At 43.8% G+C, this 14972-nt stretch carries 12 protein-coding genes; 5 read left to right on the top strand and 7 right to left on the bottom strand.

Features of this window, described 5'->3' with window-relative positions:
- Positions 1-50 precede the first annotated feature (50 nt).
- The 3 genes from LKE01_RS12200 to LKE01_RS08850 form a co-directional block, all read right to left on the bottom strand.
- Entirely contained in the window at positions 51-3839 is a 3789-nt protein-coding gene (locus LKE01_RS12200; RefSeq protein ID WP_056982766.1) for a DUF5776 domain-containing protein, read from the bottom strand.
- 42 nt (positions 3840-3881) lie between these two features.
- Positions 3882-4232, bottom strand: a complete 351-nt coding sequence (locus tag LKE01_RS08845) for a hypothetical protein (RefSeq protein WP_143443139.1) — start codon at positions 4230-4232, stop codon at positions 3882-3884.
- Between the two features lie 399 nt (positions 4233-4631).
- Positions 4632-6206 carry a hypothetical protein gene (locus LKE01_RS08850; protein ID WP_056982762.1) on the bottom strand — a complete coding sequence of 525 codons (1575 nt, stop codon included), beginning with the start codon at positions 6204-6206 and terminating at the stop codon, positions 4632-4634.
- 236 nt (positions 6207-6442) lie between these two features.
- On the opposite strand from LKE01_RS08850, the gene LKE01_RS08855 reads away from it, so the two are divergent.
- Positions 6443-6934, top strand: coding sequence for a hypothetical protein (locus LKE01_RS08855; RefSeq protein WP_095344973.1), 492 nt, complete (start codon positions 6443-6445; stop codon positions 6932-6934).
- 306 nt (positions 6935-7240) lie between these two features.
- On the opposite strand, the gene thiE is transcribed toward LKE01_RS08855, so the two are convergent.
- The 4 genes from thiE to LKE01_RS08875 form a co-directional block, all read right to left on the bottom strand.
- Positions 7241-7897, bottom strand: a complete 657-nt coding sequence (gene thiE / locus LKE01_RS08860; protein WP_056982760.1) for a thiamine phosphate synthase — start codon at positions 7895-7897, stop codon at positions 7241-7243.
- A 1-nt stretch (position 7898) separates the two neighbouring features.
- Entirely contained in the window at positions 7899-8714 is an 816-nt protein-coding gene (thiD, locus tag LKE01_RS08865; protein WP_056982757.1) for a bifunctional hydroxymethylpyrimidine kinase/phosphomethylpyrimidine kinase, read from the bottom strand.
- Positions 8715-8947: 233 nt separating this feature from the next.
- Positions 8948-9736: a hydroxyethylthiazole kinase gene (thiM, locus tag LKE01_RS08870; protein WP_056982756.1), complete on the bottom strand. Its 789-nt coding sequence runs from the start codon at positions 9734-9736 to the stop codon at positions 8948-8950.
- A gap of 402 nt (positions 9737-10138) precedes the next feature.
- Positions 10139-10999: an oxidoreductase gene (locus LKE01_RS08875; RefSeq protein WP_054769475.1), complete on the bottom strand. Its 861-nt coding sequence runs from the start codon at positions 10997-10999 to the stop codon at positions 10139-10141.
- Positions 11000-11127: 128 nt separating this feature from the next.
- Between LKE01_RS08875 and LKE01_RS08880 the strand changes: the two genes are divergently transcribed.
- The 4 genes from LKE01_RS08880 to LKE01_RS08895 all read left to right on the top strand — a co-directional run bounded on the left by LKE01_RS08880 (position 11128) and on the right by LKE01_RS08895 (position 14924).
- Positions 11128-11610 carry a GNAT family N-acetyltransferase gene (locus LKE01_RS08880; protein WP_056982754.1) on the top strand — a complete coding sequence of 161 codons (483 nt, stop codon included), beginning with the start codon at positions 11128-11130 and terminating at the stop codon, positions 11608-11610.
- Positions 11611-11652: 42 nt separating this feature from the next.
- Positions 11653-12501 (top strand): aldo/keto reductase, encoded by an 849-nt coding sequence (locus LKE01_RS08885; RefSeq protein WP_054769473.1) that lies wholly within the window; start codon positions 11653-11655, stop codon positions 12499-12501.
- 562 nt (positions 12502-13063) lie between these two features.
- Entirely contained in the window at positions 13064-14449 is a 1386-nt protein-coding gene (gene rlmD, locus LKE01_RS08890; protein ID WP_056982752.1) for a 23S rRNA (uracil(1939)-C(5))-methyltransferase RlmD, read from the top strand.
- Between the two features lie 25 nt (positions 14450-14474).
- The gene (locus LKE01_RS08895; protein WP_054769472.1) at positions 14475-14924 is read left to right on the top strand and encodes a hypothetical protein; all 450 of its coding nucleotides are present in this window, start codon (positions 14475-14477) and stop codon (positions 14922-14924) included.
- Positions 14925-14972: the final 48 nt, after the last annotated feature.

The raw sequence follows: 14972 nt of genomic DNA on the forward strand, positions 1-14972 counted from the left end.
AAAATCCGCGAACAATTTTACTTGCTCGCGGATTTTTGCATCCATTTAGACTATTTAACTGTCTTCATGAACTTAGGGTTGGCGGCAATATACCCACCGGCTACCCGGTAACGCATGGTGCCGTGCTTGGTAACACTGTTGGCATGTGAGTAGTCAATGCGGTAAACCTTGAATACCTTACCCTTCTTGTAATGCTTGTTCTTGTGGTGCAAGTTAACTGTCTTATAACGGTTAACAGCTTTCTTAGCTTTAACGTACTTAGGGAAGTGCGTCTTGCCCATCTTGATCAACTTCCGGTTACCGGTAATGTAGTGACCATTTGTCAAAACATATCGGGTCGTCAAGTTGTGGTGGATAAATTTCTTAACTTTAAGTACCTTACCCTGCTTGAAGTTACGAACCTTACCAGTCAAGTTGGCTTTCTTATATTCGTTGACCCCACGTGGATTGATCACGGTGATGGTCTTGTGTTTGCTTTGATAATAAACCGGACGGATATAAGCCCATCGTGCGGTAATGTAACCAGTCTTATGACGGTTCTTTGTCAGATGGTTGACGTCACGGACTTTGTACCGCAAGATGCCATTAGCTGAACGGGCATAACCCGTTACAACAAACATTGGACGGTAAACTCGTGGCTTGGATACATAACTGGCTTTACGCTGTGACTTCTTAAAGGTTGGCTTCTGGTAGAGGTACACCTTCTTCAAGGCGTAAACCGCTTCGTTCTTCTTTGCAACATTATCCGGCTCGTTTGGACCTGGAACCGGTGTTGGCGTCGGAGTTGGAGTTGGATTTGGTGTTGGATTAGGATTTGGATTTGGATTTGGCTTCGGTTTCGGATTTGGGTTAGGTGGTGTGACATGCTTGTCATACTTGAAGATAACCTTTACCGGCTTGCCTAAAGCAAAGATTCCGGTTGGTGCGCCAACCGTTGCGGAAAGGAAGTATCCTTCACCCAAAATCTTCTTGGATGCGGTCTTAACGGCATCGATCGTATTAACGTCATATCGATAACCGGTGGTTCCGCTGAAGGCGACATCCTTTGCCAGGGAGTTCCCCGACATATCCTGGAACTTAACAACGCCTTTGACAGTGGCGTCATTTGGCTTTGCCTTATACCATAATTTCAATACGTTATTGTTGGCATTTCGGCTGACCGTGATTGTATGATCTTTACTATCGACTGGGATGTAGTGATCAATTGGAAAATCGGCGGCGTTCTTAGTGAACTTCGAACCAATCTTTTGATCGGCAAACTGTTTTGCGGTGGCAATTTGATGTTCAGTGCCATCCTGGTCTTTCGTCCAGAATTGGAGGTTTACCGGAACGTAAGGCTGCTTGATATTAACAGTTGCCGACTTGGATTCCAGTAAGTTCACATCGTGATCACTGGTCCGGACAATAAAGGTATTAATTCCTGTCGCCTTGTTGGCGATTGAACTGTCCTTGGCAACGCTTGGTACAACTGATGGATAAGTGAAGTTGACCGTCTGATTGATATTCAAGACAGTTCCTGATTTGGATGTGATCCGAATCATCGTGACCTTATTCCAATCGGATGCAGTCCACTTCGATACATCAGAAGTGAAGGTTGCTTTGTAGTTATTCAAGAGCGTCTTGTCAGGCTTGGCAGTTGAATAGGAAACGGTATAACCGTCCGTATCCAACTTAATCGGCCCTGTAATGTGCATTTGAACATTGGAGCCCCGACTGCCATCGATCTTTTCATCACCTGGGTAAGGTAAGACTCCCACGACATCCAAGTAGGTATATGGTGAAAGTCCATCATTGGACATAGTGTCGACATACTCAAGCTTGTCACCGATGAAGGCATTGTCACCAGTATTTCGTACCGGTTCACTCCAAGCATTTGTCTCAGGGTCAAAGACCTTTACTTTATTGACCATGACCAGCTTACGGTCAGGCAGGTAAGTAAAGTCTTTGGTGTCGGAAATGACATTGTCCTTGTTGTTAGTTGATGAATAAATTCCATAAGTGTCAGCGGTCCGTTTTGCATTGCTGTCAACTTGGAAATCAGTCATATTTCCGGGCTTACCATTATTGTTAGTGAAGACAAAGAATGACTGGATATTATATGAACCAGAAATCATCGAACCATCATCAGTTAATGGCACTTGATAGTTGATGGTTCCACTTGATGTTTCAAAACTACTTGGGTTGGTAATGTCGCCAATCACGGCAGTTTTACCTGAACCCGCATAGTTTTGAACGGTTTTGATGTTCTTTAGATTTTGGACATCAGCCGTATCTTTTGAATCATACGAAATGCCATCTGGAACAATGAAAACTACTTTACCGTCTTTGGGTTGCAGTTTATCACTGCCGTTGTTATAGGCATAAACACCCATTTGGGCGATTAACGGCTTACCACCAAGCATTTGAACTGTACCATTCTGATCATTTTGACCAGAAAGACTTAAGCCGTTACCGTCACTGTCATAATCATAATAACCGATGGTTGGCATATCTTGGTTTAAATAGACATAGCCATCGGTACTGAGTGAACCTGTATAGGATGAAAGCTTAGTCTTGGTAAATGTTGCCGTCATAGCGTTGTCATAGTCGCGCTGGGTATTATTACTCTTCTTGAAGGCGTTGATCGTGTCATCAGTCATATGACCGGTAATTTGCAATTCAACGTTTTCAAGCTCGTTTAAACTCAAATCAACTGGAGATTTGAAAGTAACCGTAATATTGGTATAATTTTGCTCATTATATTTCAGCGGTTTGCCAAATTGGACAGATCCAAGTGTTACTTTCTTTTGTGTCGAACCGTCCATATACGTTCCAGTGACCGTATTGTCGTTTAATTCGTCCTGCTTGCTGGAACTTATGCTACTACTGTCAACAAAGGAAATTTCATTAGTTGGATAATCAAATTGTGGATTGTCTTCAACACTGCTCAATGCCATCGAACTAGGCGTCTTGCTGGTGCCATTGGAATTATAGTACCTCATTGGCTGCAATGTAGAAACAACTGGTGTCGATGATTTAATTCTATTGACATCGGATGAAGAGCCAATATCTTGGAACTTCATAGACTTACCGGCATATGGATAAAAGTAATCTGGAGTCGGCGGATTGACATAGGTTTTATCAAGATTCAAATAATAACTGTTTGTCGACACATCCCCGTTAGGACCGGTAGTGGTAGTTGGCAGCTCCACTGAAGTACCTGCTTTATAGCCCTTTGGTACGGTCAATGTAAAGCTACCTAACGATTGGATACTATCTGAACTTGTGGCATTCGTTGTATCCAACGTCACTTTTTGAGTTAACGTATTTTTGGCAGCGTCATACGTCCAATTACCAGCACCGCCCGAAGGGACTTTGTACCCTGCAGGAAGCTTAACAGATACTGTATAATCACCAGGCTCACTATGGTTTGTATAATGGAGACTTGGCAGATAGTCATAATAATTAAATCCGCTTCCATTTACGGATACATCGGTTGCGGCCTTCAAAGCATCATTTGAATCCCAATCACTGGCATCCAAATCCTCAGAGACTCCGGGACCGTACGAGGTTGGATCAGTTGTTTGCGTATGGATGGCGAAGTCATCGGTCTTAAACAGTAACGTATTCTTACTGTCGTAATATTCGCTTGGAACTTTATAGTCCTTATTGTTATGAATCTTGCCAGGCTTTAAAGTTGCGATAAACGGAATCCCGATATGGGCACCACTTGGAACCTTATTCAAGTTCATATTGATAACCCAATCCGTATCCGTTTCGGTGACTTTGGCCGGAGACGACAAGAAATCACTGGATGAAATGTCATTATCTGAGACTTCGTTAAAGATATCCTTACTCAAATAAATTTTGACATGGCCATCGACATAATCCTGCCCGGTTCCTTACGCTTCAATCAAGGCAAGCATGTTGATGGTGTCGCCCGGATAGAAGTTGTTTTCCGTTTTCGGATCTTTAAAAATAGCGGGGTCAAGTTGGACCGTACTATTCTTCAAGATAACACCGGATTCCTTAGTCGATGATGCTGAATCCAAGCTCGGATCATTGGGCACGGCTTTATTCGGATTCGTTGTTGCTTGTGACAAAGTGTTCTGAACTGCCGAAAGCGTTGGTGACCCATTAACTGCTTGGGCATGCGCATTTAGCGATCCAGACAAAAAGACAACTGAAAGAAGAATCATTACAATCGCAAAGACCGACTTCTTCAAGTTGCCTAAAAAAACGCTATATTTCATCATTCATTCCCCCCAGAACAAATTTATTATGCTTACATCCCTGATGATCTATCGTAAAACAGCCATTATGACACGTGTGTCAACCATTTGCGCTCACAATTCCCCTAGCCACTTCACAAGCCTAACTTAACAAATAAGTTATCTTTCCGTCAACCCATTAAAAGTAAGTAAGTAATTGAAACCATTACCGTTCAAGCATTCCGAGACAATAAAAAAATTCAAGTTCGAATTCTGAACTTGAATTTTTTTATTGGCTATTTGATTGTTTTCACAAATTTGGCATTGGCAGTAATGTATCCGCCGGCTACTTGATAACGCATTGCCCCCGCTGTTTAGCCATAAAAAAGATCCAAGCCCAATTAAAGGCTTGAATCTTTTTGAATTTACAAACTTATTGAACTAATTCAATGGTTCAGTTGACTGCATCAACTCAGGTGGCCACAATGCCAACAAGTAGCCGTAACCATCTTGGTCAAAGGCTAAGCTCTCGAACTCACGGCCTGAATCAAAGGCTTGATAGTGAATATCGTTAGCTGAGAAGTTACCGCTTTGAACTTGTGATGTTGGTACTGAAGTTAAAATATCATCAGAAACAAAGTACAAACGGTTATTTGCAGGGTTGACTGCAACACCTTGGTTAGTTGATCCACCACGTTTGCCGACCATTGATGACGAAGCTTGGAAGCTGACACCATTTTCGTCAAGACGACCATAGAAGAACATATAACCACCATTTAACTTACGACCCCAGTAGGCATTACCATCTTTATCAAATGCCAATGTGTGTAACTGAAGGTTGGCACTATCACCATGGTACATCTTGAAGTTGTATTCACGGATTGGCTTCAAAGTGTTTGGATCCATTTCAAGAACCGTGTTGTTGTCATCACGTGAAGCAAGGTCAGTCAAAGTATTATCTTCGGCTAAGTAGATATGCTTGTTCTGTGGGTTGTATGACAATGTTTGACCATGGCCAATATCAACTTCTGGTGACAATTGAGCGGTTTGGGCAATATCAACGTATTTGAACATGTCAGGGTTTTGAGCCTTGGCATCGTCAATTTGACCTTGGTAAGTATCAATCTGTGATTGAATGCCGCTGATCTTAGTATTGTATTTGGCAATCTTAGCTTTGTGCATCTTGTATGACTTCATCCAACGAGCCATCTTCGAAGTAGCTGTCTTCACAGTCTTCTTAGCTTTGGCACGGGTGTTGTATGAATATCTTGAAGACTTGGCAATCTTGTTGTACTTAGCTTTCTTGTTCTTCCAGCTGTAGTACCACTTTTGCGCATTCTTCATGTAGTTGTTCTGGTTATTCTGCCAAGACTTGTTTTGGTTCAAAGTAGTTGTTAATGATTGAACCTTGCTGAATGCACCCTGTAATTGAGCGTTGACTTGGTTGTATTCATCGTTATGAGCCTGACCATCAGTTGTGTATGGGTTGAAGTAATCAAATGCACGCCATAACAACAATACATCCGATCCAACACCTAATTGCTGAAGCTTGGCCATGTTGAACTTAACAATAGCACCTTGGTTAGTGTTGGTACCGTTTGATTCGATGAAGTAAATATTACCGTCACCATCAAGGGTTACACTTTGGAAGTTACCATGTTGGAAGTTGGAAACGTTAAATCCATCTGGCAGGAAAAATTTGGTCTTAAATGTATTACTTTGTGAACTGCCGGCAATTGTGTTGTATGAATTACCGTAGTTGTAACCAGTTGGATCCAGTGAATATTTTGTATACTTTTTACTTACATTCCCCTGTGGCGTCGAGTTGTTGACTACATTGAGTGAATTCTCATTGTAATCTTTCAGCACGTTGCCGGAATTAACTTGCGGAATTGATCCTGCAGAACCAGGATTTGCAATGACATCCGCATTGGCACTCGGTGCGGCAATGCCAAATACTCCGGCAGTTGCAAAGACCAGTGCAGCTGCTAGAGCTAATTTAAAATGTCCTTTCATTCAATCTCACCCCAATTAAATTTTTGCATAATAAAAATGTGTTCACCTTCTATTAAACCGACTTTTACACTAAATCACAAGTTTTATGCATGTTTTTCATCCAAACCTAACATTTGTAATCTGAGGGTAATATGGATTTTATACATTCTTGATACCTAATATTTACACTTAATTTACATTGCCGCGTTACGCTATAAGTGTTAATAGGTAGAGATAGATCCGGGGAGCGGATAATCATGAAAAAGTCGACAATTACAGTATTATTAACATTAATCTTTGTAGCCACAATCGGGGTTTCAGGCGTGGTTGCCCATCATCACAACGATGCGTCGGCATCAAACCCAAGTGAAGTTTCCAAAACATTTAGAGGTGCTTGGTATGGCAATAAAGCCGACATCTATTTCGGTAAGCACAGTGTCAGCTATCATTCAGATCAGACATTTTACGACCGATCAGGAAACTACTTCGTCTTCGGCCCGACATCGTCAAAGACTTGGAAGGCATTTGGCACACCAAATACGTCCGATGTCAGCTTGGCAAGAGTAAGCAATCGAAACGTCGCTGGATTTAAGCAGCCAGTCCTTGAAACATATAAAGGAAAGCAGGACGCAACAGCGCCGTACAAAGTTTACTACTATACAAGAAACAACACCGATGTCATGAAGACAATGACGGGTGAAGTAAACCAGCTGCCAAAGGCGGATGTGGAAGGATTTAATTTGGATTAGAGTGTGACGAGACCCGGGAGATGCGGTTTCTAAGGGAACTTTGATTAAAGCCCTGGTCTTGAGGGCTTTAATCAAAGTTTTCTTAGAAGTTAGCATCTGGGTCGTCGGAACACGTTTCGGCTAAATAAAAGTAATAAACAACAACCGTAACTAGAACCCTCAAACCCCCAAAAACTAAAACAACCAAAAAATATTGGAACAGGAATTCATCCTGCCCCAATCTTTTAATTTTATATTCAATATTATTTGATTTTACATTGAGCCCTTTTACACTGCTGAGCCTATTTTGCGCTCACCCATTGCTCGTCACACTCTGAATGTATCATTCATTACCTTCACCGTGCGAAAAATATCATCGCTTTGGGCAATCATTGAAATGACTGAAACACCGGTAACTCCGGTCTTCGGCAATTCAACGATATTTTTTTCGGTAATCCCGCCAATTGCCACAACCGGTAATTGACTGACTTTAACTAATTTTGCCAATCCATCGACACCGATTACAGGATCCGCATCCGCTTTGGAACCGGTTGGAAATACTGGGCCACTTCCAAGATAGCTGATGCCATCGATGTGATTGGCAATATCAATTTGTTCTTTGGTATCACAAGAAAGGCCGACAAACATTTTGGTACCAACCTGTTCAATCACTTTGGTAACCCGTTCGTCCTTTTGGCCCACGTGAATGCCATCCGCATTGGTCTTGATCGCCAGATCGACGTCATCATCGACAATAAATGGAATTTCATAATCACTGCACATCTCTCGAAGGTCGGCCGCCATTTCATCCCTTGCAGATCCGGACAATGATCCTGGACCTTTTTCACGGTACTGAAATGCGGTAATGCCGGCTTCCATTGCCTGCTTGGCAACTTCCTGCAGCGTCTTACTCTTATCTTTGATATCTTGAGTGCCGGCAATGAAATATGCCCGCAGCATATCCGGCTCGAATTTCATTCCCATATTATTCACCGTCCCCTTCAAAGGTTGCCCAGTGATTCAACGGTCCGTGACCATGGCCAACTTGAATCCCATTGGCGATGGTTGCCTGAACGTATTTCTTACCGATTCGAATGGCCGTTTCCACATCAGCACCCTTGGCAATTTCAGCAGTAATACATGATGAAAGCGTGTCGCCGGTTCCGTGAGTTCGAACCGTATCAATTCGAGGAGCGCTGACCCAGAACGATTTGCCGCTTTCAAGCAGGATGAAATCAGAAGATTCCTTTGATTCAGTCTGATGGCCACCCTTGATCAAGACATTTTTAACGCCCAGGTCTTGGAGCTTCTTGGCAGCATCAATCATCTGATCTTTGCTTTCAATCTTCATCCCGGTTAATTCTTCGGCTTCCGGTAAATTAGGTGTCAAAATGTCGGCTAAAGGCAATAATTGTTCACGAACCGTTTTAATGGCATCCTCTGAGAGCAGTCGGGCACCGCCTTTGGCTACCATGACCGGGTCAACGGTCAAAGTACCCAAATCATATTTCTTGAGGTTTTCAACAACCGCTTCAACGGTGGCGACATCCGCAAGCATCCCCGTCTTGCAGGCACGGATCTTTAAATCAGATGCCACTGAGGCAAATTGTTCATCAATCAATTTTTTCGGAATTGGCATGAAATCTTGAACCCCGATCGTATTTTGAGCGGTAACGGCCACAATGACGGCAGCTGAGAAAACGTGCCGCATCTGCATGGTCTTGATGTCGGCCATAACACCGGCACCACCACCGCTATCAGTTCCGGCAATTGTTAAAGTTTGAATTGTTTCGTTTGTCATTATCCTTTGACCTCCGTTAGTTTGTCCTCGGTTTTACGGTGTGACTTGTGACTTGCTGTCTGCCACGTTGCTCGTCACACTCGAAACGTGCTTCGACGGCCGGCTGAAAGCCTGCCTAGCCTACTTGGCGACGGGCCTGAGGCTAACTTCTAAGCATCATTCAATCAAACCCCAGAACCGGGGCTTTAATCGAATGACCCTTAGAAACCGCCTCACCCGTTGCGAGTCACACTCTATTCAAAGTTTGCGTTCTTCTCCACCGTCTTTGTATCAATCAAATGCAATTCATCAATTAACCGCACACCAAATGATCCTGCCAGTGGCTTGTCCATTGCTTTGGCAACCACTTCTCCGGCAACGTCAAAGATGGCCGTTGCTGTTTGAGCTGCTTCAAAATAATCATGTTCAATTCCACAGAAGCAGCCAATCGTGCTGGACAGCATATCGCCTGAACCTACGTGAAGTTTGAACAAATCGGTTTCATTGAAAATTCGGATAACGGCATCACCATCAGTGATAATGTCGGTTTTGCCACTTTCGACAACCACACAATTGCGTTTCTTAGCCAACTTCTTGGCAATTTCTTCCAAGTTACCGCTGCCTTCACCGGCATCAATTCCCTTGGCATTCCACTTAACGTCAGCTAATGCGGCAATTTCACCTGCGTTACCACGAATAACGGCAACATCAATTTGATCGAGCAACTCATTACAACGTTCCTTCCGGTATTCAACTGCTCCAACAGCCACCGGATCAATAATGATTGGCTTCTTGTATTTGTTGGCAAATGCTGTAACCGCACTAATTTGGTCTAGCTGGCCTTCGGTAAATGCGCCCAGGTTGATTGTCACTGAGTCAGCCATTTGAACCATTGGCTCAGCTTCGTTTTTCTCCTCGGACATAATTGGTGATGCCCCTAATGCGTTAATTCCGTTGGCAACATCCTGAACAGTCACAAAGTTTGAAATGTTAAAAGCAATTGGGTTCTTTTTCCGTAATGTATCTAGTAAATCGATTTTCATCTTTTCTTCTCCTTTTTGATTAGTTCTACAAAAATAGGAGCTGAAGACACTTGGTGTCTGCAGCTCCGGGTTGTGGTTGGTTTGTGATTTTTTAGTTGGCTTTCGGTTGGGTGTAAATGTTGGGTGTGATGCTCGCATTTCACCTAGCTGAAACGTGCTCCGACGGACCTGAGGCTAACGTGTAAGTCCAAAATAATTTAAATCCAAACCCAGGATTTTAATTATTTCGACCTTACACACCGCCTCACCCGGTCCTCGTCGCACTCTCTCACTTTCCTACCCCAGTCCTAACTGACAGGTTCCAAGGGTTTCGGCCTTTCAGGTCGGTCTCAGCTGCTTCTAGCAGTTCCCCTAGTGTGGTTCTGATTTAATGGTACTTTATTTAATTAAGGTGGTCAATTGCTATCTGTTTTGACTTGTTTCCCTGTTAACCACCTGTTGAGCATACTTATTCAACGCCTCAAAGAATGCATCCAGGCACTTGTCCGGCAAAATTCGCTTCATCAGCAACGCTGGTCTTGCACCAGTTCCCACTGCGTACCTGGTTTTCGGCCTTCTTGAAAAGACTGCCCGATCCACGGCACGAGCGACGACTCTTGGTGCTGCCGCAAACTTATATGAGATGGCGAAGAACGCTGCCGATCTGCGGGCCAATTTAGCATATGGGCCACTGCCGGAAGCTTCCATCATTCGATCCATTGCGCCATCTTTCCATTCGGATTGAATTGCGCCGGGTTCAATAACCGCCACGTCAATGCCAAATGGTTTCAGTTCCTGACGCAGTGAATCACTGATGCCTTCAACGGCAAACTTTGAGCCGATGTACCAGCTGCCAAGCAGCATGTTACCCAGCTTACCAGCCATTGACGACATGTTGACGATCCGGCCGCTGTGTTGTTTACGCATTACCGGAAGGACCGCCTGAATCATTTTGACCAATCCAAAGACGTTGACCTTAAATTCATACTCGCCTTCAGTCAGTGTCATTTCTTCGACAGAACCAAATGAGCCAATTCCGGCATTATTGACCAGAACGTCAATTCGACCAGTTTGCGCAACAATCTGACTCACCACCCGATCAATTTCATCATGGTCGGTTACATCAAGATGCATTGTGTGAATGCCCAAGTCATCGAGTTCATTCATCGCATAAACCCGACGAGCCAACGCATAGACTTTCATTCCATTTCGATAGAGGTTCTTGGCAATCTGCTTGCCGATTCCTGATGAAGCACCTGTAACAATCGCAACTTTTTGATCCATAGTGATCCCTCCCGAACTTGTCTTAAATTAATTCCAGTATATCACGTTAAAGCGCTCACATGGGCTTTACTCTGCAATTCCAAAAGTGGTAACATGCTAATCAAACATTAATGAAAGGAGCTGACAGTATGGTAAAAATCAGGCCGATTGAAGCTGGCGACGATCCCCGGATGGCAACGATTATTCGTGCTTCGTTAAAATCATACGGGCTCGACATCCCCGGCACTGCCTACTTTGACAAAGAATTAGATCATTTAAGCAGCTTTTACGATAAAAAAGATAACCGGGAATATTTTGTCGCTGTCGATAAATATAATGACGTCCTTGGCGGCAATGGGATCGCTGAATTTGATCCGGTTAACAAGATTGCTGAACTTCAAAAATTGTATATCACAGAATCCGCCCGCGGCCAGCATCTCAGTTACAGGCTCTTGGACACTGCCATGGGGTTTGCCAAAGGCGCCGGGTACAAAACCATTTATTTGGAAACCCATCATTCACTCGTAGAAGCCGTCCACCTTTATCAATCATACGGATTTACCGACTTGGGCCATCCCCTCAACAATGGTGAACACTCCTCGATGGATAAATTCTTTGTACTTAATATTTGATTTCTATAAAATAAAGGTAGAAACACATAAGGAGGATTCAATATGTCATTAACAGATACTTACACCTTATATAACGGAGTTAAGATTCCTCAAGTTGGTTTTGGTACTTGGCAGTCAGCTGACGGTGATGAAGCCTATCACGCTGTGCTGGCTGCTTTAAATGCCGGTTACCGCCACATTGACACCGCTGCCGCATACGGTAACGAAGAAAGTGTCGGCCAGGCAATCAAGGACAGCGGCGTTCCCCGCGAGGACTTGTTCGTCACCACAAAGCTTTGGAATGCCGATCACGGTTATGAAAAGACCAAGGAAGCATTCGGCCGCTCGCTTGATAAATTAGGATTGGATTACGTCAATCTTTACTTAATTCACTGGCCAAATCCAGTTGCCTTCCGTGACAATTGGAAGCAGGCCAACGCCGAATCATGGCGAGCCATGGAAGAATTTTATGACCAGGGAACTGCCAAGGCAATTGGTGTTTCCAACTTCAGGCCGAAACACCTGGATGCCTTATTGGAAACGGCCAAGGTAAAGCGAATGGTCAACCAAATGTTCATCAACCCATCGGACCTGCAGCCGGCAGTCGTTGAATATAACGACGATCACGATATTTTAACCGAAGCTTACAGCCCACTTGGTACCGGCGAAATCTTCAAGATTCCGGAATTGGCAACCATTGGCAGAAAGTACGATAAGACACCGGCACAAGTGGTCCTCCGCTGGTCACTCCAGCACGGATTCCTACCACTGCCTAAGTCAGTTCATGAGAAGTATATCAAGGAAAATGCCGACATATTTGATTTCAACTTATCAAATTCAGACATGAAGACAATTGACGGCTTCCACGGCAAGGCAGGATTGGCAACGGATCCGGATAAGGCGACGTGGTAAGGAGCAGAGTGTGACGAGCAACGGGTGAGGCGGTTTCTAAGGGTCATTCGATTAAAGCCCCGGTTCTGGGGTTTGATTTAATGGCACTTAGAAGTTAGCCTCAGTTGCGTCGAAACACGTTTAGAGTGTGACGAGGACCGGGTGGCCCCGGAGCATAAGGTGATTCGAGCAATAAGGAACGGGCTTAGTTCCTTGTTGATTGAATTAGCTTATGCAGTAGGGGTCAGGTCCGTCGGAACACGTTTAGAGTATGACAAGGCCAAGGTCAGGTACGTCGCCAAGTAGGCTAGGCAAGCTTTCAGCCGGCCGTCGAAACACGTTTAGGTAATGATAAGGACAGGATGTTTCAACCAGTTAACATTCGCCCACTCACCACTAACCCGAATTCCACATCAATTTGAATAAACAATCATTTCAAAAAGGCCAGAACAAAACTTTCACATTTGTTCCGGCCTTCTTTTTATTAGCCCACCACTCCCCTTCACATACGAATTTCACACGTGATGTGCTATCATACTATTAACTAGGAATATTAAAGGTCACAGAAAATAAGGACGGTTCAATGTATAACGATAATAATGAAGTTCACGTAAACGAGGGTGAACAATTAACAATTGATATTAAGCGCATGGGCATCAACGGTGAAGGAATCGGGTATTACGAACGAAAATTAGTGTTTGTACCCGGTGCCCTGCCAACTGAAAAAGTGGTCGTCGAAGTTACCGACGATTTAAATAACTTTATTCGGGCACGCTTAGTTGAAATTTTGACAAAGAGTAAGGATCGAATTCAACCAGTCGACGATTATGCCAATAACGTTGGTGGTTTCGAGCTGGAGAATTTAGCCTATCCAAAGCAGCTGGAATTCAAGCGTGACGTAGTTCGTCAATCCTTGGAAAAGTACCAGCCAAACGGTTACCGCCGATTTAAGCTGTTACCAACTATTGGGATGGAAGATCCAACCCACTACCGAAACAAGGCCACTTTCCAGATTCGAAAAGACGCCGATGGCAACACGATTGCCGGATTATACAAAGCCCGCAGTCATGACGTTGTTGATTTGAAAACTTCTGCCTTACAATACCCATTGACGATGAAAGTCATGCGGGCGATTGTGACGATGATCGATGAGCTTGGAATCCCTGCTTATGATGAAGACATGAATGCCGGCATCATCAAGACGGTGGTTGTCCGGGCAGCAATTGCCACGGATCAGGTTCAGGTAACATTCATCACCCAAAGCAAGAAATTACTCAAGAAGCATCAATTACTCGAACGGATTAAAGCAGAATTACCAGAAGTTGTTTCTGTCATGCAAAACGTCAACCCTGGTAAAACTTCCCTGATCTGGGGAGAAGAAATGATTCATCTGGCCGGCCGGGAAACCATTACCGAAGTCTTGAACGGATTGAAATTTGATTTGTCCGCAAGAGCCTTCCTGCAGGCCAACCCTGAGATGACTTCGATTCTTTATGAGCAAGCCTTCAAAGCACTTGACCTTAAAGGTGATGAAAAGTTGGTTGATGCTTACTCCGGTGTCGGAACGATTGGATTATCCGTTGCCAAGCAGGTTCGAGAAGTTCGGGGGATGGATACCATCGCCGAAGCTGTCGAAAACGCCAACGCCAATTCAGTTCGAAATGGTATTTTTAACTGTTTATACGAAGTTGGAGAAGCTGAAGACCTGTTGCCGGAATGGATTGAAGGCGGTTGGACACCTAATGCCCTGATCGTCGATCCACCACGGACTGGCTTGGCCGACTCACTCATCGACACAATTTTGGACATCGTTCCGAAAAAGTTTGTCTATATTTCCTGTAATCCATCGACTTTGGCTCAGGATCTAGTAAAATTGACTGAGAAGTATAATGTTGAATACATTCAATCAGTTGATTTGATGCCACAAACTTCACGCTGTGAATGTGTTGTTAAATTCAAGAAAAAATAATCAATAATCCGAAAGGAGGTTCCCGATGCAAAATCCATTTGGTAACGGCAACAATGATGATAACAATCAAAACGATCCCAACAATCCAATGGGGTTGCCGATTCCACCAAACTTTGCGACGGTTGTCAATAAAACAAACGGTCAGATTCGAATCGCCAAGGTGGGACCATCATTTACCGCCCTGCTGTTTAATCTCTGGGTGCCAATTTTCAGGTCGGACTGGTACAACCTCCTCTGTATGGCCGGAGTTGAAATTATCGCCGGAATGGCACTCTCACTTGGAATGGGTGAACCTTTCCAAATTGCCTATTCATTCGGTTCATACGGTCTTGGAATCGTTTGGATGCTGATTTACAATATGATGTACTTTAAGCATTTGTTCAACATCGGTTTTGTACCAGCCGATGATCGTTCAAAAGAACTGCTGACAAGCGCGAAATATTGGAAAGAGCCTCAAGATAAAAACAACAATTAAACACAAAAAGTCCTTCAACCATTTAAGTTGAAGGACTTTTTTAATGAC

It is taken from the genome of Lentilactobacillus kefiri, assembly GCF_007989105.1.
GTDB classification, from domain to species: Bacteria; Bacillota; Bacilli; order Lactobacillales; family Lactobacillaceae; genus Lentilactobacillus; species Lentilactobacillus kefiri.